The 25,673-nt window shown below is 39.4% G+C and carries 23 protein-coding genes; 2 read left to right on the top strand and 21 right to left on the bottom strand.

The annotated features are described in order from the left end of the window. Nucleotides 1-74 precede the first annotated feature (74 nt). From IGL80_RS02450 to IGL80_RS02365, 18 genes are all read right to left on the bottom strand, one after another. Complete coding sequence (locus tag IGL80_RS02450) at nucleotides 75-1,520, bottom strand: alkaline phosphatase (protein WP_002396524.1); 1,446 nt, start codon at nucleotides 1,518-1,520, stop codon at nucleotides 75-77. Between the two features lie 87 nt (nucleotides 1,521-1,607). Next, nucleotides 1,608-3,521 carry an endonuclease MutS2 gene (locus tag IGL80_RS02445; protein WP_002359143.1) on the bottom strand — a complete coding sequence of 638 codons (1,914 nt, stop codon included), beginning with the start codon at nucleotides 3,519-3,521 and terminating at the stop codon, nucleotides 1,608-1,610. Nucleotides 3,522-3,867: 346 nt separating this feature from the next. Further along, the gene (gene dagF, locus IGL80_RS02440; protein ID WP_002378063.1) at nucleotides 3,868-4,611 is read right to left on the bottom strand and encodes a 2-dehydro-3-deoxy-phosphogluconate aldolase; all 744 of its coding nucleotides are present in this window, start codon (nucleotides 4,609-4,611) and stop codon (nucleotides 3,868-3,870) included. A 3-nt stretch (nucleotides 4,612-4,614) separates the two neighbouring features. Beyond that, nucleotides 4,615-5,718 carry a DgaE family pyridoxal phosphate-dependent ammonia lyase gene (locus IGL80_RS02435; protein WP_002370039.1) on the bottom strand — a complete coding sequence of 368 codons (1,104 nt, stop codon included), beginning with the start codon at nucleotides 5,716-5,718 and terminating at the stop codon, nucleotides 4,615-4,617. Nucleotides 5,719-5,729: 11 nt separating this feature from the next. Beyond that, nucleotides 5,730-6,581 carry a PTS system mannose/fructose/sorbose family transporter subunit IID gene (locus IGL80_RS02430; protein WP_173951691.1) on the bottom strand — a complete coding sequence of 284 codons (852 nt, stop codon included), beginning with the start codon at nucleotides 6,579-6,581 and terminating at the stop codon, nucleotides 5,730-5,732. Then, complete coding sequence (locus IGL80_RS02425) at nucleotides 6,581-7,330, bottom strand: PTS mannose/fructose/sorbose/N-acetylgalactosamine transporter subunit IIC (RefSeq protein ID WP_002355079.1); 750 nt, start codon at nucleotides 7,328-7,330, stop codon at nucleotides 6,581-6,583. Before IGL80_RS02425 ends, IGL80_RS02430 begins: the two co-directional genes overlap by 1 nt. A gap of 23 nt (nucleotides 7,331-7,353) precedes the next feature. Then, nucleotides 7,354-7,848, bottom strand: a complete 495-nt coding sequence (locus IGL80_RS02420; protein WP_002355078.1) for a PTS system mannose/fructose/N-acetylgalactosamine-transporter subunit IIB — start codon at nucleotides 7,846-7,848, stop codon at nucleotides 7,354-7,356. Between the two features lie 19 nt (nucleotides 7,849-7,867). Next, nucleotides 7,868-8,269: a PTS sugar transporter subunit IIA gene (locus tag IGL80_RS02415; protein WP_002365282.1), complete on the bottom strand. Its 402-nt coding sequence runs from the start codon at nucleotides 8,267-8,269 to the stop codon at nucleotides 7,868-7,870. Nucleotides 8,270-8,340: 71 nt separating this feature from the next. Further along, on the bottom strand, nucleotides 8,341-11,154 hold the full coding sequence (locus tag IGL80_RS02410; protein ID WP_002359139.1) for a sigma 54-interacting transcriptional regulator: 2,814 nt from the start codon (nucleotides 11,152-11,154) through the stop codon (nucleotides 8,341-8,343). 121 nt (nucleotides 11,155-11,275) lie between these two features. Next, nucleotides 11,276-11,803, bottom strand: coding sequence for a histidine phosphatase family protein (locus tag IGL80_RS02405; RefSeq protein ID WP_002359138.1), 528 nt, complete (start codon nucleotides 11,801-11,803; stop codon nucleotides 11,276-11,278). Between the two features lie 65 nt (nucleotides 11,804-11,868). Continuing rightward, entirely contained in the window at nucleotides 11,869-13,317 is a 1,449-nt protein-coding gene (locus tag IGL80_RS02400) for an amidase (RefSeq protein WP_002359136.1), read from the bottom strand. 96 nt (nucleotides 13,318-13,413) lie between these two features. Next, nucleotides 13,414-14,079 carry a helix-turn-helix domain-containing protein gene (locus IGL80_RS02395; protein ID WP_002359135.1) on the bottom strand — a complete coding sequence of 222 codons (666 nt, stop codon included), beginning with the start codon at nucleotides 14,077-14,079 and terminating at the stop codon, nucleotides 13,414-13,416. Between the two features lie 380 nt (nucleotides 14,080-14,459). Beyond that, nucleotides 14,460-15,668: an ABC transporter permease gene (locus tag IGL80_RS02390; protein WP_002359134.1), complete on the bottom strand. Its 1,209-nt coding sequence runs from the start codon at nucleotides 15,666-15,668 to the stop codon at nucleotides 14,460-14,462. Continuing rightward, complete coding sequence (locus tag IGL80_RS02385; RefSeq protein ID WP_002365285.1) at nucleotides 15,665-16,339, bottom strand: ABC transporter ATP-binding protein; 675 nt, start codon at nucleotides 16,337-16,339, stop codon at nucleotides 15,665-15,667. The genes IGL80_RS02390 and IGL80_RS02385 overlap by 4 nt, the downstream gene beginning before the upstream one ends. Beyond that, a complete protein-coding gene (locus tag IGL80_RS02380) occupies nucleotides 16,332-17,498 on the bottom strand; it encodes an efflux RND transporter periplasmic adaptor subunit (RefSeq protein ID WP_002359132.1) in 1,167 nt (388 codons plus the stop codon). Before IGL80_RS02380 ends, IGL80_RS02385 begins: the two co-directional genes overlap by 8 nt. A gap of 171 nt (nucleotides 17,499-17,669) precedes the next feature. Continuing rightward, a complete protein-coding gene (locus IGL80_RS02375; RefSeq protein WP_002355066.1) occupies nucleotides 17,670-17,969 on the bottom strand; it encodes a rhodanese-like domain-containing protein in 300 nt (99 codons plus the stop codon). Beyond that, nucleotides 17,962-19,611, bottom strand: a complete 1,650-nt coding sequence (locus IGL80_RS02370; RefSeq protein WP_002359131.1) for an FAD-dependent oxidoreductase — start codon at nucleotides 19,609-19,611, stop codon at nucleotides 17,962-17,964. Before IGL80_RS02370 ends, IGL80_RS02375 begins: the two co-directional genes overlap by 8 nt. Next, complete coding sequence (locus tag IGL80_RS02365; protein WP_002365287.1) at nucleotides 19,612-19,926, bottom strand: rhodanese-like domain-containing protein; 315 nt, start codon at nucleotides 19,924-19,926, stop codon at nucleotides 19,612-19,614. It abuts the gene before it with no gap. 168 nt (nucleotides 19,927-20,094) lie between these two features. On the opposite strand from IGL80_RS02365, the gene IGL80_RS02360 reads away from it, so the two are divergent. Further along, nucleotides 20,095-20,355 (top strand): metal-sensitive transcriptional regulator, encoded by a 261-nt coding sequence (locus IGL80_RS02360; RefSeq protein ID WP_002355063.1) that lies wholly within the window; start codon nucleotides 20,095-20,097, stop codon nucleotides 20,353-20,355. Nucleotides 20,356-20,400: 45 nt separating this feature from the next. Here the strand turns inward: IGL80_RS02360 and IGL80_RS02355 are convergent, their stop codons facing one another. Beyond that, nucleotides 20,401-21,660: an MFS transporter gene (locus IGL80_RS02355; protein WP_002378762.1), complete on the bottom strand. Its 1,260-nt coding sequence runs from the start codon at nucleotides 21,658-21,660 to the stop codon at nucleotides 20,401-20,403. 97 nt (nucleotides 21,661-21,757) lie between these two features. After that, complete coding sequence (locus IGL80_RS02350) at nucleotides 21,758-22,966, bottom strand: pyridoxal-phosphate-dependent aminotransferase family protein (protein WP_002359128.1); 1,209 nt, start codon at nucleotides 22,964-22,966, stop codon at nucleotides 21,758-21,760. 171 nt (nucleotides 22,967-23,137) lie between these two features. Between IGL80_RS02350 and IGL80_RS02345 the strand changes: the two genes are divergently transcribed. After that, entirely contained in the window at nucleotides 23,138-24,763 is a 1,626-nt protein-coding gene (locus IGL80_RS02345) for a PucR family transcriptional regulator (RefSeq protein ID WP_002359127.1), read from the top strand. A 117-nt stretch (nucleotides 24,764-24,880) separates the two neighbouring features. Here IGL80_RS02345 and allE read toward each other — a convergent pair whose 3' ends face one another. After that, nucleotides 24,881-25,666: a (S)-ureidoglycine aminohydrolase gene (gene allE, locus IGL80_RS02340; protein ID WP_002404331.1), complete on the bottom strand. Its 786-nt coding sequence runs from the start codon at nucleotides 25,664-25,666 to the stop codon at nucleotides 24,881-24,883. Nucleotides 25,667-25,673 lie beyond the last annotated feature (7 nt).

Raw genomic sequence — 25,673 nt, 5'->3', positions numbered from 1 at the left:
ACAGAGATAAAATTTTTATGCCTTCAATGAAGAAAAAGCAGAACTTCTATACGTTCTGCTTTTTCTTCATTTTGTTATTTACCAATACCTTTATCTTTAATCTCAGCTTTTTGCCCGGTGCCATCTACTAAGCCAAAAATAATCTTCGCTTGGTCTGTATTATCAATTTGTCCTGAAAAAGCTTCTGCTTGTGGGCCATAAGCATAGACATTTACATCTTCTCCTGTGTGTCCGCCAGTAGTCCAACCAGTATTCGAGCGTTCATCAAAAATCTTTCTTAATGCCTGAGCGATTTTTTCAACATCTTTTGACTCCGCCGCTGTTTTCACTGCTTTCAATTCAGCCTCACTTAATTGAAAATCAATATACTCAGTCACTGTTTTTTCCACATTACCATTTTTAATAATTTCTTCTGCCATGAAATCAGGCGTGCGTTTTGCCGCATGTAAAGGCTCCGTCAACCAGTTGTATTGATCTCCTTTGCCTAAAGACAAGCCACCTGTTGAATGATCTGCAGTTGTAACCACCAATGTTTCACCATCTTTTTTGGCAAAATCGATGGCCTTTTCAAACGCCGCTTCGAAGTCTTGCATTTCGCTCATCGCGCCAACAATATCATTGCTATGCCCGGCCCAATCAATTTGACTACCTTCAACCATTAAAAAGAAACCTTTTTCATTTTTATCTAACCGTTGAAGAGCCGCTTCTGTCATATCAGCTAATGAAGGGACTTCTTCCGTTCGGTCAATCATTTTAGGTAGCCCGCCTGGTGCAAACAAGCCTAAAATTTTGTCGTCTTGGTTCTCTTTTAACGACTTTTTGTCTGTGACATGACCATAACCCGCTTGGGAAAATTCTTTGACTAAATCACGATCTTTCCGGGCAAATAATTCGGAGCCGCCGCCAAGTAACACATCGACTTTGTGTTGTCCGTCGATTTGATCATCAAAATAGTCATCGGCGATTTCTGCCATATTTTTGCGTGAAACATTATGTGCGCCATATGCAGCAGGGGTTGCATGTGTTATTTCAGATGTTGCTACAAGCCCCGTTGATTTCCCCACTTTTTTCGCACGTTCCAGCACTGTTTCTGTTTTGGACTTGTCATTATCGAGCGCAATAGCATTATTGTAGGTTTTCACTCCAGCAGCCATCGCTGTCGCTGCGGACGCTGAATCGGTGACATTCTCTTCTTCATCTTCTGGATAAGTGGCTTGTTGCCCAACTAAATAGGTATCAAAAGCTGTTTGGGGAACACGCTTGTCTGAGTGATTGGCTTTGAAATAGCGATAGCCCGTTGTATACGGATTCCCCATGCCATCTCCAATCATAAAAATAACATTTTTTACTGGTGCTTTTTCAGATTCAGTTGCCTTCGCTTCAGCAACCTCTGTTTGTTTTTCGCCGCTTTTTTGTTCAGATAAATTTGTACAACCCGCTAATGTTGTGAATGTTAATAAGGTAACCCCTAGCAAAGCTCTTTTCTTCATTTCCTTGTTTCCTCCTTCATATCTACCCATACATTGACTATAACAAGTCTTAGTTGATTTCTGATAAATAACAAGTAAACAAAGTGTTAAGTTGTTGTATTGCTTCTGTTAAGTTCCTTATTTGTCGCGTCTTGCTGCTCTTTTTTCGGCCTCTTTGCGTAATTGTTTCTGCGCTTTTTTTGAGCCGCGTTCAATATCTTTGAGTTTCTTTCGTTCATGGAAATCTGTAAATAAACTTTCTAAATCATAGTCTTGCGGATATAGATCTTGTGCTTTCGCTTGTAATTTCAACCGTCTTCGTGGTACATTTTCAATTTTATCATTCACAAATACTTGGATTTCTTGTTCACCCTCATCTGTAAAAACCAACCCAATTTGTTGTGTTTCTGTCAATAGGACACGATCACCTTTTTGATAACGGTCTGTTTCTTCTACAAACGTGGCAAAGGTCGTTTCTTTTGCTTTCAGGGGTTTAAATAGACTTCGATTAGTAGGGTATTCTTTCCGCTGAATATAATGAGCCGCCTTTTCAATGAGCTGTGGCTCCATCTTCATTTTACGTGCAATCCAAAGCGCCTGACTATCGCCAACTTCACCAATTTTCAATTGATATTTGGGCGTTAATGTTTCACGATCGAAGGCCATTGCGGCGGGCACAAAATCGTCATGCTCTTGGGCAAAACGTTTAATTTCACCATAATGGGTCGTTGCAACTACCAAGGCTCCCTTTTGATACATCGTTTCCATAATAGCAATCGCTAAGCCAGCTCCTTCGTTCGGCTCGGTGCCACTACCAATTTCATCTAATAAAACAAGCGTGTGTCGCTTAACATTACGCAACATTTCCGCAATATTTTTCATGTGCCCAGAAAAAGTGCTTAACGCATTTTCCAGATTTTGCTGATCACCAATATCGACAAAAATTTCATCTAATACTGGAATCTCTGTGCCCGCTTGTGCTGGAATTTGCAACCCAAATTGTGTCATGACAGTCAATAAGCCAACTGTTTTCAAGACAACCGTTTTACCACCAGCATTGGCACCTGTAATGACAAGTCCTCGATACTCTGCTCCTAAAGAAAACGTCAATGGTACTGCGTGTTCTAATAAAAGAGGGTGTTTTCCTTGAACAATGCGCAAGCGTTCTTCTTTGTTTACTTTTGGCGTAATCCCACCAATTTCGCGACTATACTTTCCTCGTGCAAAAATAATATCTAAGGTGGTCATTGTATCGACGGCTTGATCGACTAGTCGTTCTTGCTCATTGATTAACCCTGTTAGTTCTGCCAAAATTTGATATTCTTCCGCTGTTTCTTCCGCTTTTAAAAGTGTCAATTGTTCATTTAATTTACTAATTGCTACAGGTTCAATAAAGACCGTTTGTCCTTTATTGGATTGCTCAATGATTGTGCCTGAAACCTTATTTTTATAGCTAGCTTTGATTGGTACCGTGTAATGTTCCCCTTTTTTCACCATCATATTTTCTTGAATATACAGTTGATTATTTTTATTGCGTAAAAATTTGGTAACTTTTGTTTCAATTTCTTGTTGGCATTCATTGATTTGACGCCGGATTTTCCGAAGTTGTCGAGAAGCATCGGTGGCAACTTTTTGGTTATGGATTTTCGTATAAATTTGTTCTTCGATTGCTCTGAAATCAGCTAAGTGCTGACTGTAACTAAATAGGCGTGGTGTTTGGTATTGATTTTTTTCAAAAAACTTCTGGATTCGCTGACTACTTCTTAAAAAGTCAGCCACCTCAATCAATTCGTTTGGTGTAAGGATTAAGCCTTTTTTCACTTGGTGAAGCAAGCGGGTAATTTGGCTCAAGCCCATGAAAGGGACGTGTTGTCCGCTATCAATAATTAAGCGGGCCTCGGTTGTTTCCGTTAAGCGGGACTGCACTGTTTCTAAACGTGTTGCAGGGACCATTTTCGCCAACCGTTCTTTACTATACTCGCCAATCGCACGTGTTTGAACTTCTTTAAGAATTGTTGTAAATTGTAATTTTTGAATGGTTTCATGATTCATTTGTTTTTTCTTCCTTTCTATCATGAAAAGAATACCTGGCGCCTTTAAATAAAAACCAGTTTCTATAGAAAAAAGAGGACAGCGTTCTACCGCTGTCCTCTTTATCATTGGATAAAGGTTACTAAAGAAACCTCTTTTAAAGGAGGCATTTAGTAAATGAGATGACTGACAGGTATCACTTTCTAAGCACACCAAATAAACCTTGCTTGGTTCACTGGTTATTCAACTTATCAATTAGATACCTACGACACTCACCAAAATACCCCACATTCATTTGTTGGTTTTTATTTATTCTCCACTTGAGAGTAGCAAATCTGGTGGAGAAAGTCAACTAAAGATTGGCCCTTTACTTATTCAATGTCTTTTTCATCATGGTTAGTAACGTTTTCACGTCTTCTGTTCTAGTGTCCCCTGTTTCTTGATCGATAATTGAGCTGTAGACATGAGGAATGATTTTTTTAACGCCGGCATCCACCGCAATTTGAACAATTTCTTCAAAGTTTTCTAAATCAATGCCCCCTGTTGGCTCTAAATAAAAGTCATACTTGGCACAAGCTGCTGCTACTGCTTGGTATTCTTCTTTGTGAGCCAAGCCTTTCATCGGGAAATATTTAATGGAACTGCCTCCCATGTCTTTCAACAATTTGATGGCAGTTTCGATAGGCACTTCCGCCGCTGGCGCACCAGAGCTTAACGGACCTGTCGCAATGTTGACATAGCCAACTTTGCCTGTGGGTGAAACCAAGCCATTAATCACTGTTTCGTCTTGACGAAGTAAGGCCCGCGAAGCGCCGACACCTGTGAAGACTTGGTTCACGTGTTGCGGTTGTAGAACTTCTGATAAGCGAGCCACCATTTGACTTTGATTAGGATCGCCAGCCCCTAAGCCGACAGATAAAGCGTTGTTGGTTGCTGCTTGGTATTTTTTCATATCGTCAATGGCTGCTTCATCGGTTTCATAGTTTTTTGAAAGGACGCCTAACACAACATGCCCTTCTGCTGCTTCATAACAGGCTTGGGCATTTTCTACTGAATTGGCTAAAACGTTTAAACAAATGCGTTCTTCTAAATAATTAGGTTTTAATGACATGGCTTATTTCTCCTTTGTGTCCATAATTTCTTGTAATCGTTGCACGATTTTGTTCATTTCTTCTTGATTGACAGAACGAATGTCAAATTCAATGATGCCATTGTTGGCTTGATATTCTCGCGTATAAATGGCTGGACTTTCTGCTTTTAACGCTTGGATGACTTCCTTGGCGGTTTTTCTGCCGTCCACTTTGACACTGGCGCGATAAATGTCTCGGCCAGCGCCATCTTGGACAATTTTGGCGGTTAAATCTGACAGGTTGTTGATGGCTTCAACAAACGGTTTTAAGCGCTCTTGCATCGAAGCCCCTGATTCACTGCCATGCGCCAAGTATTCTTCCACTGCTTGCGTAAAGCCTAGGATATTGTCTTTGCCAATTTTCATTGCTCGACCAATGCCTTTGCCTTGTAGGCGCACCCAGTCAATGTATTCTTTTTTCCCGACCACTAAACCGGCACTTGGCCCTTCAATGGCTTTGGCGCCGCTGTAAATCACCAAATCAGCGCCTGCTTCAGTGTATTTGAAAAGATCTTCTTCTGCTGCCGCGTCAACAATTAGCGGCACCTTGTGGCGTTGCGCCACTTTGGCCGCTTCGGCTACCGTCAGCATACTTTTTTGCACGGTATGATGGCTTTTGATGTATAGAATGGCCGCTGTTTTTTCAGAAATCATCATTTCCACGTGTTCTGGACTGCACATGTTGGCGTAGCCAGCTTCCACCACTTGGCCGCCGCCTTGCGCTACCATAACTTCTACAGGCGTGCCGTAGTCCACGTTGTGCCCTTTAGGTAAAACAATCTCCCGCTGTTCGATCTTTTCTGAATAGGGATGATACGCGTGGTACAAGCTGCCTTTTCCAATCAAGGCAGCCACCGATTGGGCAATCCCCGCCGAAGCCGAGGAAACGATTTGGGCATCTTCTACCTTCAACAAGTCGGCTAAAAAGGCCCCTGTTTGCACACTAAGTTCACTCATTTCAAAGAAATGTTCGCCGCCGAATCGTTGAGCCGCGAGGACTGCCTCCGAAACTTTGGAGACACCTAGAATGGTCATCTTGCCAGAAGCATTAATGACTTCTTTTAAGTGGAATTTTTCGTAACTATTCATTATTTTCTCCTTTATAACAAACCAAAGAATGAAGTGACCAAACTAACTAAGACAATCGTGCCGATAATGATACCGTAACGTGGGCCTTTTTTTACCATGAAGAAATAAATAGCCATGACTGCTGCTAAAGGAAGTAACCCTTTCATAATTTGATCTAGGATATCTTGTAAAACAATCGTGGCACCGCCAGTAACTTTAAACGTCATCGGGCTAGCAATTTTAACATAACTCGCACTTAAAGCGCCCATCATCATCATTCCTAAAACATTTGCTGAATAAATGACTTGCTTAATTTTGCCGTCTTTTAACAAACTTAAGATTGAATTACGCCCTAATGTATAGGACTTATTTACTAACGTCCAACTGATGTATAACGTAATGGCTGTGTACAGAACCAACGGATCGATACTTCCAATCACGTTACCTCCTTTAGCCATTGGAATAAAAATGGAAATGATTAACGGCATTAATGCTGCCCAAATAATCGAATCGCCAATCCCAGCCAGCGGACCCATCAGCCCAGTTTTAATCGATGTGATCGCCGTATCAGAGATCGCTGCGCCATTGGATTTTTCTTCCTCCATAGCAATTGCAATCCCTTGAATGGAAGCCCCTACTGTTCCTTCAGTATTAAAAAAATTCAAATGACGTTTCAGAGCTTCTCTTTGTTGTTCTTCATCGTCTGCGTAAAGTTTTTTAATTGCTGGAATCATCGATGCACAAAAAACTAAACTTTGAAGACGTTCATAAGAATTTGATAATTCACAGCCTAGTTGATAAATCCAAAAGGCTTTGGATAATTCTTTTTTAGTAATTTTTTTCTGTTCCAATTGTTGTTCATTTGCTTGTGTCATTTGTTCCATTATGCTGCCTCCTCACTCAATGCCTTGTTTCTAACTAAAAAGGCAATACAGATTCCTAAAATAGCGACGGCCATAACTTCTGCGCCAAAATATACTACTGCAACAAAACCGATTAAAAAATAAGGAATCAAATTTTTCTTGCCAATTACCATAATTGTTAAGGCGAATCCTAACGCTGGTAAAATACCACCCATTACTTCAAAGCCGTGCATCAACCATGCTGGGATAACTTCTAAGACTTTATTCACCACAGATTGACCAAAAAAGTTCGCCGCAAAAACCAAAGGAAAGCGAATTAAAAATCCCGCTAAAGCTGGATAAACAAACGCAGCTCGGTAAATCCCCCCATAATTTAACTCTTCTGCATATTTATCAGCCATATGCACCCAAGTCGCATTGATGGTCCGCCGTAATTGATCCATAAAGACGCCTAACACACCAAAAGGAACAGCTAGTGCAACAGCCGCCTCGGCATTCATTCCCACACCTAAAGCAATCGGAATCGCGATTGCTGAAGCTAAAGCCGGATCACTAGGCACATTGCCACCCGGTGTGGAGGTGACTCCGAGATAAACAAGTTGAATCCCCGCCCCCACAACCATTGCTTCACTAAGTTTTCCTGTTGCTAAACCAGCCACCAACGCTGCGCCTAATGGCTGAGACAGCATGCCTGAAAATGTGTACCCAAAACGCAAACGTGCAAACCAATAATAAAGTCCCATAATAATTGAAACACCTAAAACGCCCATATGATTCTCTCCTTTTTCTCTGATTATAGTGATTGATATTTTTCAATTAATTTTTGAATTGGTAGGGGATTTTCTTCGGGAATCGCTTGGAAGAAAACATGGATGCCCTTCGTTAAAAGTTCAGTCAAAATTGCAACATCTTCTTCAGATAAATTGATATTTTTTAAAACATTTTTCCGATTTGGTCCGCCACCTAAGCCACCAACTTGAATCTCCTCTTTAATAATTTCTTGGTCCACCATCGCTTTTAAGGTCGTTAAATCTGGCACTAAAAATAACACCTTTTTCTCTTCCTTTTCTTGCGATTCCCAATATTCTTTGGCACTTTCAATCCCTTTAATTACTACAGAAACCCCTGGAGGCGCCGCCATTAAATAAATACTTTGTAAAAATTCATCTTGCTCTAGTTCATCACTCACTACCAAAATTTCATTTGCACCTGATTGTTGTAACCATTTAGTCACTACTTGTCCATGGATTAAACGACTATCGACTCTTGTTAATACGATTTTTGACATTCTGTTCACCTGTACTTTCTTATTTTGGAATTTCTAAAATTTGACAACTGTCTACTGCTGCTTGTTGAATCATCTCTGCATCTTGTAAACGAAATCCAGGACCACTTTGTTTCATGACGGATTCTAATAATAACGATGTGCATAATCCTGACACAATCAGGAGGTCATAATCTTTTGATAAACGCAATGCAACATTACTAGGTGTGCCACCTTTAACATCTGTTAAAATTAGCAACTGGTTGTGCCACGTTAACTGGTCAATTTTTTCTGTGACTCGTTCTAAATAATCCCCCAGTGAATCCTCTGCTTGTAATGCTACTTCATGTACATTTGTGACTTCTCCTACAATCATCTGGACGCTTTTGACTAATTCCAAGCCCCAACCATTGTGTGTTAAAAGTAAAATTGGTTCATTTTCCATAAACAAACTCCTTTGCTAATTAATCATTTTATTAAAAGCAATAAGTGTGCCAACTTTCATTTCCGTTTGAATTAAGCCTTTTCAAAGAGCAATTCATAAATATAGCGCACTTCCAAAGGTGGAATCAACAGATTATAGGACACTTCAAGCGGTCGAAACGCCATTTTTATGACAGATACTGCTTCTGGCAACTCTCGGTATGACATTTCATAAGCTGTCGGGTCATATTCTGGATTTAGCAATTGCCGTTCTAACATACAAGCACAATGAATGATAAAACGAAGTAAAATCTTTTCGTCACTTTTTATTTTAGTTTGTAAGCAAATATCTGAATAAATCTTAGCTAATTCGATCGAAATGGTTGTAGGATTCAAAACCGTTAGTAAGTCTGTAATAGCTTCGATTGATAATCCTTGAATATATTTAGCTGAAACTTTTTTTAGTAACTCTTGGTTTTGTTTTTCTTCTAAATGATGGCCTAATAATTCGAAAACTAGCTGAATGCCCCGCTTCGATAGTAAATCTTGTAAAGAAATAAACGGAATATCTGGCACTTCTGTCTTTACGGTGCCAATGATGCCAACGATTTTCTCTTCTTTTCGAACAAAAGAATGCAAACGATCAATGTCTTCCACTTCTCTTTTCTCTAAAGTAATGATGCGTACATTCGTTAGTAATTCATTAGGAAAAGTTTTTAGTAACAACTGTTCAATTTTAATAGCAGTCCCCATGCCAGTTAGACAGGAAATAATGAGAACTTTTGCCTCGTTGAAGCGACCTTTACTGCAAATCAAGGCGCGATGATTTTTTTCTTTTAAGACTGGTAATAGATACTCAAACGCCGTCGATTCATAAATGACTTCTCGGGCCACTTCTAGCAATGTTAAGAGATTGATATTGCTAATTAGCAGCACTTCCATTTGAAACGTTTGACTGATAGCATTACCAAAGTAAACCAGGGAACCGATGTCCACCATTAAAATAATTTTTTTATACTGATTTTGCTTTACAATTGTACGGACTTTTTCTAATGTTTCTTCCACTGATTGATTAATCGGCATATCAACTGCACGCATGACCGTTGTTGAGAACAGAAGGTTGGTGTACTCAACCATGCTGCTAGCCGTCGCGGCACCATGTGCAACGACGATAACGCCACAGTTTTCTTCAACTGAGTGCGCTCTTTTTTTAGCTGTGACTTTACGAATAAATAGATCAAAAAAGAGGATTTCCGTATCAGCAAAAGAAATCCCAAACAACGTTTGTAGAAAGTCCACCATGGTCTTAGCAGCTTGATACTGGGTTACTTTGCCAGAATAGATATTTTTGGTATCTGAATAAAACGTTTCATTCATTTGTGCAGAATAAAAAACAGCAGAATAAAGGTGGACAATTAAAATATTCTGGAAATCCTCTGTCAATTTTTCTTGGATTAATTGTTCAAAAAAGACAATGGCTTCTTGAATTTTTGGCTGCAATGTTTCGTCAATGGCCTCTATGGCTAGCGGTTCTTGAGCAAAAATATCCATATCATAAAGTTGCTCGACTTTGTTTTGCATGATTGCTAGCGCATCCTCTGTCGAAAGAGTTAATTTTTTCAAATCCGCATATTCTTTCAATAGAAAATTATAAAAACGATCATTTTTCAGACTTTCTGATTTAAGTAACTCTTGACTGCTTAAATAAAAATGGTTGTATTGAATCGTGAGGCCATCGTTAGGTATCCACTCATTAAAAGCCAGCAGACTTTCTACATCAGGTTGCTCTTTGACTGTCCCCTCGTTTGCTTCAATGCAAATAGTTTCCGTTAATTGATCGAACACTTCTAAATAGGCTTGTGCGCTCAGAAATTGAATCGCCGCTTTCAATTCACCAACGTTGGCTTCAAAATGAGTAAACGTTAATTGTTTCAACGCCTCATAACGAATGTGGATATTCTTTTGAATCCGTTGACTTTCTTCTAAGAAAAAGGACAAAATCAATTGAATTTTTTCTTTCAAAGAGCGCTCGGCTAAAGCTGGAATGGCTAATGTCACAGGGATCCTTCTTAAAAACGTTTTCAAAAAATGTTGATTGACGGCTTCGGTTGTTGCAAAAATAAATTTTATCGATACATTTCTTTGTTTTTCGGCTTCACCCATCCGTGTAAAATACCCTTTATCCAAAACTGTAAACAATTTTTCTTGGCCTTCGCTCGTTAATCGATGGACTTCATCTAAAAATAAAAAACCGCCATCTGCCAACTCCACTAAACCTTTTTGGTCATTGACGGCACCAGTGAAACTGCCTTTTTTATAGCCAAACAGATGCGAAGTTAATAATTCTGGATTGTTGAAATATTCTGCACAATTAAAATAAATAAACGGAACTTCTTGGTTCATTTTAACTTGATAAAATTGGTGTAATTGTTCTGCAATTAAGGTTTTCCCCACCCCAGATTCTCCAGTAAGTAAAATATTCAAGCCATTAGGCGGATATAAAATAGCGGCTTTCAACTTCTTGATGGCGTCTGCTAAGCTCCCATCAAAACCAATTACGTTCGCAAATGGATTCATTTTCAGTAGCTGCTTTTTCTTATGTATCTGTTCTGTCTGTTGATAAATGTCCTCTTGCAGCGAAGCGAGGGAATCGTAGCACGTGCTACTTTTAAAAAAAGGAAACTGTTCCTCTAAGTAGTCTTTATCAAAAAATAACACTGGTCTAGATTTAACTTTAACGACTTGGTCTTTTCTTACTAATTCTGAAAGCTCTTCACTAACAGCGGTTCGGGTATAGCCAGAGGTCTGACTTAATTGCGAAGCCGTTGCGGGCAACAAGATTTCTTTGCTACTTGGATTTTGTACGTGAAACTGTTTTAACGCTTGATGAATATTATCAATTCTCATAGTCTTTTCCCCATTTCTTTTTTGATCCAAAAGTTAATTTATTATACATTAAAACGGAAGCGGTTTCTTATTTACCATAAAAAAAATCAAGTCTTTAACCAAAAGATTAAAGACTTGATTTTTATTCTCCGTATTGTACAAGTTGTGTATTTTCACAATGAAAGTCCAAGAAATCTTGGATTTTTTTACCATTGAAGTAGTTATCAATGACTCGCATAACCGCATTGTGGCAAACAAATAGGTAAGTTTCCTCTGAAGCCAAGGCTTCCTCAATCAGGGGATAAATTCGACCTGCGACATCTAGGACTGATTCCCCTTCTGGAAACGGCAAGGAAATCTCAGAACGATTTTCTTGGAAAGCCGTTGTTTCAATCGGTTCACCATCATAAATGCCAAAATTCATCTCAATTAAACGAGGTTCTGTTTCAATCGTCAATTGATTTCGTTCTGCAATTTTACGTGCTGTTTCTTGCGCCCGTTTTAAAGGGGACGCCAGTAAACGGTCGATTTGAATTCCTTGTTTGGCAATTTTTTCAGCTACCAATTCCGCTTGTTGATAGCCTTTTTCGGTCAATTGCGCTTCCGCATGACCACAAATTCTACGGGCCACATTATAATCTGTTTCACCATGTCTCACTACGTACAGCATTTTTCCACCTCAGTTTTTTGTCTTGTGTCTATTTTATCTGAAATTTGGTCACAATAACACCCTATTTAGCGGTAACTTTCTGGTAATTTAAATTTACCTTCTTGCTCAAACTGTTCGCCTACTTGGAATAAGAGATCTTCACGTCCACGAGCAGCCAGCAATTGAATGCCTAAGGGTAACCCAGCTGCCGTAATATGTGTGGGCAAGCTGATAGCTGGTTGTCCTGTCAGGTTCGCTAATTGAGTATAAGGTGTTAGCTGTAAACTTTTATCAAAATAATCATAGATTAATTCAGCCAACTCTGCTTCTGTTAATTCTGCTGCTTGCGCCATTCGTTGACGAATGTGCTCACTTTGCAAATCTTCGTTAATTTTTGGTGCTGAAAAAGCCGTTGTTGGTGATAAAAACAGATCAAATTTTTGAAAAAGTTCTTCCATCGTTACTGCTGCTTGATCCCACAACTGTAATGAATGAACATAGGTGGCTGCTGGAATCTTTTGGCCGAATTGATGCATGGTCCATGAAAAAGGTTCGATTTCTTCTTTACGAATTGGGCGCCCGAGCCCCTGTTGAATGCTGTTCATCATCGCTGTAGTTTCTGCGCCGTTCATTTGATAATAGGAGCGAATCAGCGCTGCACCATCGACTGGATAAGGAATTTCAATGATTTCATGGCCAGCGGCTGCCAGAAAATCAGCCGCTTGTTTCGCCGCTAGTGTTGCTTCTGGCGAAATCATTGAGCCGATAGGCGAAGCGGTACACAGAGCAATTTTTAGCCGTTGTTTTTTAGGGTGTGTTTGCCATTCTGCCAAGGGCGCTTGGTAGGGGGCGCCACTGTGGCTACCACGTAGGCCATAGAATAACGCTTTGGTGTCTCTCATAGAAATAGTCAACGCAAAGTCAATCGAGGCACCTTGCCAGCCTCGCCAGCCTTCAGGGCCGACAGGCATGGAGCCACGGCTAGGTTTTAAGCCAATTAAGCCACTAAAAGAGGCGGGAATTCGGATGGAGCCACCGCCATCGCTAGCGCCGGCTATAGGAACAATCCCGCTAGCGACAACTGCGGCAGCGCCGCCACTGGAACCGCCTGGCGAATGTTCCAGGTTCCAAGGATTGCGGGCTGGCCCGTAAAGCGCAGGGTCCGTAATATTTTTAAAGCCAAACTCTGGAGCGTTGGTTTGTCCTAAAGGCATCAAACCAATCGTTTCTGCTTGTTTGACAAAGTTAGAGGTCGTTGTTGCAGTACTATTTTTAAAAAGTTGCGAGCCGGCCGTTGCTGACCACCCCGCTTTTTCTTGGCCTAACATTTTCAATGGAAATGGCAAACCAGCAAATAGTGTGTCCTGCTGTTTATTTTTTTGATAAGTTGCTTCTGCTTCTTGGCTATCAAAAGTTACAAAGCCATTGATCTTTGGATTTAACTTTTGGACTTTTTTCTCAATATCCTTTAAGAGTTCTGTGCGACTTACTTTCTGTTCTTTTAATTGTTGTACCCAATATAGTCCGTCTTTCATACAGACCCACCTCCTATACTATTCCGTATTAGTATAGCATGGTTTTTAGAGGTCATCCTGTGATGGTGATTTTCATTCGTCAAGTGCTTCTCTATTTTAAGTAAATAATTCGCCAATGTAAGGAAGCAACTGCGGATGCAGTTTGTAGCCTTTATACCGTGTATTTTGGATACCTTGTTTTTTAAAGCCCCCTACTTGAATTTTTTTATTTAATTTTGTCAGCTGTTTGGTCATTTTTTTTCGATTATTGGCTGTTTCTTCTGTGTCATATATTAATTTACACAGGCGCTCCATTGGTAAGTGTTCTTTTGGCGTACTATACAAGACAGCCAGTAGTGCACGTTCTGCGGCTGTTAGCTTTATCCCTTCTACATCTAACTTTTCATCTTCTCGTTGGATGGGTTTATTTAATTCTGCCAAAAGGAGATTTTCTCTTAATGTATCCAAAGTCGCATCCAATCGTAACCAATTGAGAATGCCATATTGATAGCTAATGCTCAATTCTTCCGAGGTAGGAATGTCTTCCGAGCGAAGAAACAACGGCGTTTTAACTCTGGCTAATTCCTTTAGATATAAATATTGTTCTTTGCGAGGAATCGTTTCGCTGAGAATGATTGCATCAAATTTTCGATAAAACAAATGACTTTCCTTAATTTCACCAATCAGACACGTCGTACAAAAAACTTGGTGATCTAAATGCTGTAAGCGGTTTTGAAAAGCAGTTTCTGATAAAATATTTTTTGTGATGACCATTATTTTCATTCTTGATTCCTCCTTAATTCTTTTTTAGTTCAAAATTTTCTCAATTTTCGTGTTTTGTTTTGATATATTTAGTATACTGGAATTTTTTCGAATTAAAATTTAGAAATTTACAAGCAAATCAGTCATTAACAGTCATTCCCGTAATCCCAGATTTATAAAGGATTTCCAATAGTCTTATTTAAAAAATATTTGTTATTTAATCCTCAACGTGCTATTTTTTTAATTTTTTCTTTTTTTATTTAGCTGACAAACGTCAAAAGGTTGGTATTAGCTACCAACCTTTTGACGTTTGTTAGCTATTTTCTCTTGAAATCTTTGGATTTTTTTCTACTTTCACTAAAAAAAACAGCCAAAAGTGGCTGTTTTTTTGCTGTTTATATTTATTTCATAATATCGATCAAGTCTTTTTTCGAAGCTGCCGAGGCAGGGAAATAGCTAAATACAACCCCGATAAAGACAGAAATCCCAATGGCTAATGAAACGGTCATTAAATCTGGTCGAACAGAAAACGGTAGTGCCATTGAGGCTAAGTAGGCAATAATCATTCCTAAAAGATAACCAGTAATTCCGCCGATTAAGGTCAAGGCAATCCCTTCTGTTAAGAATTGCTTTTTAATATCACTAGCTGTCCCGCCCAATGCACGTCGGATACCAATTTCCTTAATCCGTTCTGAGACCGAAATGTACATCATATTCATAACGCCGACCCCAGCAATTACCAGTGAAATGGCCGCAATTGCGGAAATAAACAAGGTTAAATTATTTAATAAAGAGCCCATTTCTTTGATGGTATCTTTAACATTATATTCTTGATATGTCCCGCTGTTTTTCATGGTTCCTTGTTGAGAGAGAGTTTTTATTGTTTCTTTCAATACTTGATCTGGTTGATAGCCAGGTGCTACTGTTAGCTTCAACGTAGATGTATCTTTTAGCTTGCCGAAATAATGTTCATAGGTCTTTTTGGGAAAATAAAGCAATGAGTCATCATTACCTGGACCAATGGCACCGCTGGTATTGGTTGTCACGCCAACAATGGTAAAAAGTTGCTCTTTATATGGAAAAGTTCGATTAACTGCTGCAGTTGGGTCTTGGTAGAGTTCTTTGGCAACCAGTTCATCCACCACCACTGTTTTATCCAGTTTTGCATTGTCTCCATCATTCAGTTGGCGTCCCGCCAACAATTCTTTGGTGGTTTTGTCGGCAAGTTCATAGGTTACGGAAAGATTTTTCGGTCCTGCTTGAAAATTCAGTGTACCTTTTTGGGCGCCATCAACTTCTCTTTGATCAAAATCAATTTTTTCTACGCCAGGAACCATGCGCACGACCCCTAAATCATTGTCGGTAAACATCGCTTGGTCACTAAACATATCCGAAGTGTTGTAGGCCGAAAAAGAAATCTTTTTCACATTTTCTTTTTGTTTTTCAGCAGATAATTTATCGACCATGTCTTCTTTAAAGCCGTTACCGATAGCCACGATGGTAATCACCGAAGCGATCCCGATGACAATCCCTAGCATCGTTAACAAGCTGCGTCGCTTATTTTTCAAAATGGAACGGAAGGCGGTTTTCCAAATAATTGAACGTTTCATGTCAGCACCTCCTCTAAAATCTTTCCATCACGAACTTTAATCAAACGATTGCAGTATTCAATTGTTTCTTCATCATGTGTCACTAAAATAATGGTGACACCTTCATTGTTTAATTGCTGAAAGAGCGTTAAAATTTCTTCCGATGTTTTACTATCTAAAGCCCCAGTTGGTTCATCTGCAATAATAAAACTTGGCCGATTGACAATCGCACGCGCAATGGCAACACGTTGTTGTTGTCCGCCCGAAAGTTGTTTTGGATGCTTCTTGCCTTTATCTGGCAAGCCGACTTTTGTCAGAACTTCGTGGACACGATCTTTGGCTTCTTTTGGGGTTAACCCACTATATAAAAGAGGTAATTCAATGTTTTCTTCAACTGTTAGTGTTTCAATTAAACTAAAATTCTGAAAGACAAAGCCGACTGCTTCATTTCTAATTCGGGATAGTTCCTTATCAGAAAAGTCGCCAATTTCACGGTCTTCAAATAAATACGTTCCTTCAAACTTTTTATCAATAAAGCCTAGCAAATTAATCAAAGTCGATTTCCCAGAACCAGAAGGACCCATAATCGCTAAAAATTCTCCAGCGTCTACTTGGAGGTTAATATCATCTAACACATGCAGTGTTTCTTCTTCGGAATAATAATATTTATGAATATGGGCTAGCTTAATCATTGGCAGCTACCTGAACATCTTGATTATCTTTTAATTCTTTATTGGGATTGGCAATCACTTGGTCTTTCCAATTCAAGCCACTTTTGACAACTTTACGACCTAAATTTGTTTCTGTTTCAATCGGTGTTTTTTTCGCTTTGCCCGCTTTGTAAACATAGACAAATTCTTTTTGGCCTTCTTTTTGGATTGCTGCTGTCGGTATAATCATTTGCTTTTGCGGCACAGCGATGCTAGTAGACAAGCCTTCTGCCCAAGGAAAATCACCTTCTACTGTAAATTGATAACTCACTACTGGATTGCCTTCATTTTTAGCTATTGGGGTTTGCGCAATGGAAACAATTTTGCCTGGTGCTGATTTGCCTGAACCAACGGTCGTCACTGTTACTTCTTCCCCTGTCTGTAATTTATCGTAATCATATTCGGTTACTTTTCCTTGAATATTTTTCTTTTGTGTTGCAATTTTAATGACTGGTTTGTCGGTACTACTCATGGCACTAGCATCAACAGTGACTTGGCCATCAATTGGTGCTGTAACAACTGTGTTGACTTTGCCACGTGTTTGTTCAAGCGTGTTTGCTGCTCCGACGGCATCACTGTTGGCTAATTGAAGGGCTTGGTTAGCTTGGGCGACTTCACTATTCGCAGCACTAACGGCTTCATTCAATTGCTGAATTTCCGCATTTAGTGTTTCTTTCTCTTCAGCCTCTTTTGCGGTGTTTAATTTTTGCTTGGCTGCAGCAACTTTGTTTAACGCTTCATTGTATTTTTGAGTGGCTAAGTTAACGTTCTCTTGTGCTTGTTGAACTTGAAGATTGTTCCGATTAACGGCATTCGCTTGTTCTGTTTCTGTGGCTTGGATGTCTGAGTTATTGTACGTTAACAATGGACTATCTTTCTTGACTTCTTTACCATTTTCAACATTTATTTCGGCAATTTTTCCTAGAGAAGGATCAAAGAAAATATCCCGAGTATCTAGAAAACTCACTTGACCATCTAATTTTAATGAGGCCATTTCTGTAATGGTATACGTTGTGTATTCAGGTTCAACTTCTTTTGAAGAAAAAACTGTTTTTGCTCCGATAAATCCGACGACGACCACTGCGGCACCAATACCGAACCACACTTTTTTATTTCGCTTCTTCTGGCCTGACTTTTTCATTTATTTGTTCCTCCTTGATTTCTGTTGACGAGTTTGTCATTTTATTTAGTATATAATGAATAAAAAAACTGGTCCCTTCATCTTCCTATCATTCCTCTTACAGTTTTGACACATCTTTATCTAACAAAAAAACGTTTATCCTGTGTAAAAGGATAAACGTTTTTTGTTATTTTATTGTTCTAATTGACCCAACCAGCCAGATGTACCACCTAGAACATTGGTTACTTGATACCCTTGTTGACTGAGAAACGCACACGCTTGTGCGGAGCGCGATCCCATTTGACAAATCAGATAATAGGGTTGGTTTTTATCTAATTGCTGATAATTTTCGGTTAAAGTACTTAAAGGTAAGTTGATGGCCTGAGGGACATGCCCCAGTTGGTATTCCATTTCTTCTCGTACATCAATAATCGGTAATTTTTTTCGTTTTGCTTCCTGATAAAATTCAGGCATGCCAATCGTGTTATACATTTTCTAGTTCCTCCGGTTTTACCATTCGATATAGCGCAAAAGCACCATCTAAATTTTTGGCTGAGATGCCTGCTTGTTTTAGCATCCGTTCTGCAATATAACTACGCAAACCACTGTGACAACTAACAATGTACTCCGTTGACTTGTCTAATTCCTCCAAACGTTCTCTTAACTCATTTAAAGGAATAGACACAGCATTTTTAAATTGACCATTGGCTCGTTCGGCGGGATTACGGACATCTAATAAAACAGCCCCATTAGCTAATTCGTTGGATAACTCATACCATTGAACGTTTTCACTCAATCCTTCTACAAGGTTCATCGCTGCATAGCCTAACATGTTCACGGGATCTTTCGCTGAACCAAACGGCGGCGCATAGGTAAACTCTAATTCAGGTAAATCAAAAATAGTTAACTGTCCTTTAATAGCGGTCGCAAGAATATCAATCCGCTTATCTACGCCCTTGGCCCCAATTCCTTGTGCGCCATAAATTTCCCCTGTCGTAGGATGGAAAACTAATTTTAACTGAAGATCTGTTGCGCCAGGATAATACCCCGCATGGTCTTTTCCACTGATATGCACAACAGCTGTTGTTAGTCCAGCAGCTTTAGCAGCCCGTTCGCTTAAACCAGTTGAAGCAGCGGTTAAATCAAAGACTCGCACAATGGCGGTCCCAATGCTTCCTTGATTTTTTCTCTCTAACCCAGCAATCACATCCGCTACTTGACGTCCTTGGCGATTGGCAGGAGAAGCTAAAGAAATCAGCGCATCTTCTTGAGTGATTTGTTGTTTCACTACAATAGCATCCCCAACCGCATAAATATCGGGTTGATTCGTTTGATAGCGTTCATCAACAACAATACCGCCACGTAAACCAGTTGCTACACCTGCTTCAACTGCTAAGGTATTTTCTGGTTGGACACCCACCGACAAAATGGTTAAATCAGAAGCTAATGTTTGACCGTCTTCTAAGCGAATCACTTGCCCTTCTTCTTCAAAAGCAACCGCAGATTGTCCCGTAATTACTTGAACATTGTTTTTGCTTAATTCAGCTTTGACAAAAGCGGCCATTTCTTCGTCTAATGGCGGTAAAACATGGGGTGCCTTTTCCACGAGAGTGACTTCTAATCCGCGTTTTTGCAAGTTTTCTGCCATTTCCAAGCCAATGAAGCCTGCGCCAATCACGACGGCTCGTTTTGTTTCTGGTGTCAAGGCTGTCATAATTTGATCTAAATCAGGAACATTTCTTAATGAAAAAACATTTTTGGCTTCTGCCAATCCTGTAATTGGTGGCACAAAAGGTTTCGCCCCTGGTGATAAAATTAATTTGTCATAGTGTTCTGTTAAAATTTCTGTTTCATGTTTCACTGTGATCACTTTTTCTATTGGATCAATCGCCACGACTTCATGGTGAGGACGAACATCTAAATTAAACCGTGCCTTTAACGCTTCGGGTGTTTGAACAAGCAGTTGCTCTCTTTCTGCGATTTCGCCAGAAACGTAGTAAGGCAAACCACAGTTTGCAAATGAAACAAAAGGGCCTTTTTCCATGACAACAATTTCAGCATCTTCCATTAAGCGACGTAAACGTGTCGCTGCTGACATACCACCAGCCACGCCTCCGATAATTACAATTTTCATTTATTTTCCTCCTTTAATTTGACCAGACCATTGGGACATCCCGCCACGAACGTTAATCACGTGATAGTTTTTTCTCGCTAAAATTTTGGCCGCATTTTTGCTGCGCATGCCGGACTGGCAAATCACATAGACTTCGTTAGCGGATTTGTTGTAGGCGGGAATTTTGTTAAGTGGGACATTAATCGCTTGTGGAATATGCCCTGCGCGGTATTCGCTAGGTGTCCGGACATCTAATAACGTTATCTCTTTAGATAAACGTGACTGAAGTTCTTTTGTTGAAATACTTGGCGTTTTTTTAAACAATTGAAATAACATCTTTTTCTCCTTCTCTTATATACCTTACGGGGTATATTTAACATGAAAAAGTTAGACTTGTCAACTGAAGAGATTTCTGCCATTTTTAGATTCAAAGAAAAGATAGTTGACAAAAATACCTCGTGTAGGTATATTTTAAACCAATCACTACTCTTAAGGAGGGGCAAAATGACTGAAGAAAAAAAGAAAGTGCTGAATCGTTTACGCCGCACAGAAGGTCAAATTCGCGGGATTCAAAAAATGATTGATGAAGAAAAAGAGTGTATCGATGTTATCACTCAGTTGAGTGCGGTCCGTTCTAGTATTGATCGCGTAATGGGGATGATTGTTGCGGAAAATTTAAAGCATTGCTTTGAAAATCCTGAAAAAGATCCTAAAGAACAAGAAGAGCGATTAGCACAAGCGATTAATATGATTGTCAAAAAGTAAAACAACGCAAACTTATTCAGCGAAAGATAAGTTTGCGTTGTTTTTTTATTTATTAGACGAATCTGCCCTGCGTTTTTTTAAATTGACAAGCATAAAAAGAATCGTGCCAATTAGTAAAATCACGACGGCGATATAAAAGCCCATGACTTTCGAACCAGTTGTGTCAGAAATTTTCCCAGTCAAAGCTGGGGCGATCACAGATGACATCATGCCGAAAAAGTTAAACACGCCCAAAGTAGTGCCAATTCCAATTTTTGGTGCATTTTCACCTAGCCAAGAAATAATAATCGGTTCAACAGCTAATTTTCCTAAGAACCCATACATAATTAAAGCAATTAATAACAACGTCGCATTACTTACTTGTACAGTTAACAAAAGCATGGCTGTTGCTAAAAATTCTAAAACAACGATGAATTGAACTTTTTTATGCATGTACTTATCCGCCAACCGACTAAAAAATAACGCTCCTGGAATAGAGGCAAATGCTACCAGTGAAGAGGATAACCCTATTGCTGCTCCTTGGAAACCACGTTCGGTACTTAAAAAATTAGGTAACCAAGTCACAATCATATAATATGCATAACAAGTGCCAAAATATAAAATGTACGCAAATAGCATATGTGGCGCAAACAGTTTTTTAAAGGGCACTTTTTCTTTTACCGCTCCGTTATCTTTTTCATCAACAACGGTTGGCTGAATCAAGGCCATGTCTTCTTTATGATTGCGAATAATCACTTGAAAAGCCACTAACATACAAATAATCATAAAGGCGGAAATGTACATCATCACTTGCCAAGGTAATCCTTTTTGGGCAACTAAATAACTAGATAAAATCATCCCTAAACCTGAACCAACTGCTGAACCACTGTTGACAATAGCTGTTGCAAAACTTTTTTTGGCTTGAGGAATGTTTTGCGACGTCAACGAGTAAGCCGAGCCATAGAAAGAACCACATCCTAAGCCTGCCAATAAGCTACCTAAGTAAATTGTTCCAATCGTTTGGGCTTGGGCAATCAGTAATGCTGCCAGCGCAAACAAGATAAAGCCTGGAATTAATACACGTTTTTTCCCAATTTTGTCTACCAAGAAGCCTGCAGGAATCTGCATGACTACGTAACCGAGAAAATAAAAGCTAGAAATGGACCCTAGGGCCGTATCGGAAGCGTTACCATTTAGAGACGCGCGAATTTGTGGATAAACGGGAGAAAGCGCGGAACGATAAATCCAGATTGTTACCCAGCCCATACATAGTAAAATAACGATTTTTTTCCAATAAGCCAACGAACTTTTTGTCTTGTCTGTCATTTTCTTTTCCTCCACCAATCATTTTTTTGGTTAACGTTTCACAAGGAACAAAAGCACTACGCTTTTTTACGTAGTGACCTTTGTCCTACCTTCTTTTTTAGTTTAAATACTCAGCCAATGCATGAGTACTACCGCTACCGCCTTCAAATTGATAACCTTGGTGTTTCAATACAGTCTCAAAGGCACTTAAAAAATGCAACACATTGTCTTCGCGACTGCTGTAACCCATATTACCGACCCGCCAAATTTTTCCTTTTAAATCACCGAAGGAAGAGGCAATTTCAACTTTAAAATGATCCAGTAATAAGCTCCGCACTTTTTCACCATCAATTCCTTCTGGAATGACCACAGGAATGACTGTTGGTGTTTTTGTGTCTAACTTCCCGAAAATTTCTAAGCCCATTTTTTGCAGACTTCCAACTAAAATACGATCGTTTTTCCGATGGCGTGCGTAGACATTTTCCATGCCTTCTTGAAGTAACAAGCGCAGCCCTTCATGTAGCCCATAAATCATTGTAGTCGCTTCTGTATGGTGATTTAAGCGCTCTGGTCCCCAATATTTTTCTAATTGCGATAAATCCAAGTAGTTACTTTGAATGAACCGTTCATTCCGCGCATCCGCGCCAAGCCCTAACTCTTTTTGGTAACGACCCGCCAGATAATCGGCTACACGTTGGTTGTAGGTAATTAAAGAAAGGCCTGAAGGTACGCTGACACATTTTTGAGTGCCTGCTACCGCAATATCAATTTTCCAATCATCGACCTTTGTTTCGACACCGCCGTACGTCGCCACCATATCTACTACAAAGAAAATTTCATTTTCCCGACAAAAGGCGCCAATTTGATCCAGTGGTTGCATTTGTGCATTCGCCGTTTCGCCGTGGACCATCGCAACAATTTTTGGTTGATGTTCTTTAATCGCTTCAATCACCGTTGTTTGTTCAAACGGTGCGAGCCAGTCCTTTTCTAAATAAATGACTTCGGCCCGGGCGCGTTCGCAAATTTCACCTAATAAATAAGCAAACCGGCCATACGCAGGCACAAGCACTTTGTCGCCTGGCTCAATCAACGCAAATAACCCCGCTTCCAAGCCTGAACGTGACGTGCCATCAATGGCAAAGGCTTGTTGATTCTTTGTGGCAAAAGGTACTTTAATCATTTCCCGAACTTCGTCCATAATCTGTAGAAATTCTGGATCAAATTGCCCTAAAATTGGTTGACCCATTTGACGAAGTACCGATGGATGGGCTTCGACTGGTCCCGGCGTCATGATTGTTCGCCGTACAAAATTTGGTTGTTGATACATAGTAATCCCTCACTTCATTTTTAATTCTTCTCTTTTATTATCTTTGGAAAAACCCAGAAATTCATTGTTCAATTTGCACTATTTTGACTTTGTTTTTTAGACATATTCAATAACTATCTTTTGTACTCCTTTTTATTCTTCGCTATACTATAAAAAAAGGAGGTTGTTGTGATGAAAATATTAGCTGAGGTCTTGGCTTTACCAAGATTTTCTGACTTACAATTATTATCGTCTCACTCAAACTTAACACAGCCCTTGGAAAGTGTAGAAATCACGGAAACACCTGATGTGGCTGATTTTATCCCTAAAAATGTCATGATTTTAACAACGGCAATGATTTATAAAGATGATCAAGAAAAATTGAAACCTTTTATTGACTCGCTAAAACAAGCAGAGTGTACGGCTTTAGGAATCAAAGTTGGGCGGTTCCTTGACGAAATTTCACCAGAAATTGTTGCCTATGCCAGTGCCGTTGATTTGCCCCTGATTAAAATTCCTAGCACACAGCCACTAGGCGGGTTGTTGCATGAAATTGTAGGCTATCTTCGTGATAGCAAAACCGAACAGATGTCTGTAGCATTTGACATACAAAAGCGTTTTTCAACATTATTAATGCAAGATGTTGATACTACGCGCTTCATCGCTGAATTTGCGAAAATTTTAAATGCGCCAATTATTTTATTAAGTCCTTGGCAACAGGTGATTGCCCACTCGAATTATTTTTATGGCAATCAAAAATCGGCGGAGTTTTTCATCGAACAATTATCAAAAGACCACTTTCAACAATTGGCACAAGAAAAGAAAATCTTTCGTTTACAGGATGAGCGACAAGAAAACATTCAAGTAGCTGGCTTTCCAATTCGTGTGAACGATTATTTTCCCTATTATCTATTGGTCTTATCTCCTGAACAGATTCCTTATCCTATTTCTGAATTTGCCATTGATCAGGCCATTTTAGTTTTGACTTTTATGTTATTTAAAAACCAGAAAATTGCTGAATCTTTTGAGCATCTCAAAACAGACTTTTTGGACCGCTTGCTTGATACACATCAAGAAGCGCTGAGTAAACATCAAAATTGGTTGGAACTTTGGAAAAATTATCGTTTAATCAACAGTGATTATTATCAATTAGCGATTGTCTACGGCGTGACTAAACCAGAAAATGAAACCCATATTCGTTATCAGCAAGCGGAAGGGCAACTAATTTTCCAATGGCTCAAAGAACAATTGCCGGAAATCCTGCCAGATGTCGCCTTGTTTAAATTAAAAAATCAAAATAAAAGTATCTTGATTTTTCAATCTAAAAAAAATGACCATTTGATGATTTTGCAAAACCTCGCTGAACGTTTGCAACAGGCTTTGCCTATTACCATTCGCTTTGCTTTAGGCAATGCTTATGAAAACCTAGAAGATTTGCCTAATTCTTATATTGAAGCTTCCTCGACATTAGAGGCTTCTTTACACGCTCAAAAACCAGCGACTGTGCAATTGTTCCATCCCAAAGGCCTAGCTGGACTTTTTGAAAAGATTGGCACTGAAGATGTTGAATACTTTTGCCAGCAACAATTGAAAGAGTTGGCCTATCCGACGGAACCGACGTTACAAGAATTACGAAAAACCTTGAAAGTTTTTTTAGATTTCAATTGTGAAATTACTAAAACGGCCAACGCTCTTTACCTTCACAGAAACACCATTAAATATCGCATGAATCAATGTGAAAAATTATTAGGCACCTCTATTCAAGAGCCTGAGACGAGTTTACTCTTACGGGTAGCGCTAGAACTTTCAGAAAAATAATTAACAGGAAAATAGCCGAATAAAAGTAACGTCTACCAAGAAAAAGGACTCTACCGTTCACCACTGCGTGTTCAAATCCTATTGTTCCGAGGTCATTACTTTACATTCGGCTTTTCGTTATAATTCTGGTTCACGATTGGCATCTTTGGAATAAACGTACATTAGCGGTTCTTCACGGCCAACCGCATAGGCTGCTTGTGGCACATAGGCACTCATGAAAATATAGTCTCCTTTTTCCACTGGATACCATTCATTGTCCAAATTGTACATCCCTTGGCCACTAATTAAATACGCACCATGCTCTTGGACATGCGTTTCAATATAGGCATGACTAGCACCTGGTTCAAAAGATAAGATATGCATATTCATATCAAAGTCAAACTCTTTCGGCAATAAACTCCAAAGCAAGACGTCTGTCATTCCTTCATATTCTTCGGGTTGTTGGTCATGAATTGACCCAACCACTTTATAAGGTTGATGGTCTGCCAACGGCTGATAGCGTTTTTTATATAAGAAAACTTCCGTGTCCGCTTCCTGTGCATTCGCTAAATACATTTTCATTTCAGGCGTAAAGTAGGCATAGCCCCCGGCTTCAAGTTCATGAGTTTCTTGACCATCTGAAACGCGCAAACGACCGTCAATGACATAAACCAACGTTTGAATCCCGTCGCCACCAAAACCAGTTGTTTGTTGACCATTTTTATGAAACGTAGCAATGTAATCCACAAATGTCGCACCTAATTTAGGCGATCCCAAAATGGAAATATCGACATTTTCAAAACCAGGTACTGCATTTTGCACCAAACCATCATGGGGAATAATGGCGTAATTGTCTTTTTTTATCACAGCTCTTGATGTTAACAATTCTTTTTGGTAACCAACTCGATTATTTTTATAACCCATCACAATT

This window comes from Enterococcus sp. DIV2467a, from assembly GCF_050532945.1.
Lineage (GTDB): Bacteria > Bacillota > Bacilli > Lactobacillales > Enterococcaceae > Enterococcus > Enterococcus faecalis.
The sequence above is the reverse complement of the archived record's forward strand: the minus strand, read 5'-3'. Positions and strand labels throughout refer to the sequence as shown.